We start from the raw sequence: 284 nt of genomic DNA, 5'->3' as shown, positions 1-284 counted from the left end.
GGATCTTGCGCATGCGCAAGATCCCGCTGGGCGCCGTCGCCGTCTTTGGCGCTTCGAACTTCCCGCTCGCGTTCTCCGTCGCCGGCGGCGACACCGCCTCCGCGCTGGCGGCCGGCTGCCCCGTCGTCGTGAAGGCGCACAGCGCCCACCTCGGCACGTCGGAACTGGTTGGCAAGGCCGTGCGCCAGGCGGCCGAAGACTGCGGCATGCCGGACGGCGTGTTCTCGATGCTGATCGGCGAAGGCCGCGTGGCCGGCCAGGCGCTGGCCGCGCATCCGGCCATC

Annotated in this window: 1 protein-coding gene; it reads left to right on the top strand. The window is 72.9% G+C overall.

Annotation, left to right across the window (positions count from 1 at the left end; genetic code table 11):
• A partial coding sequence (locus ACEN88_RS35295) for an aldehyde dehydrogenase family protein (protein ID WP_413347065.1) occupies positions 1 to 284 on the top strand: 284 nt, incomplete at both ends.

The organism is Massilia sp. CT11-108, assembly GCF_047302915.1.
GTDB classification, from domain to species: domain Bacteria; phylum Pseudomonadota; class Gammaproteobacteria; order Burkholderiales; family Burkholderiaceae_D; genus Telluria; species Telluria orientalis.
The sequence above is the reverse complement of the archived record's forward strand: the minus strand, read 5'-3'. Positions and strand labels throughout refer to the sequence as shown.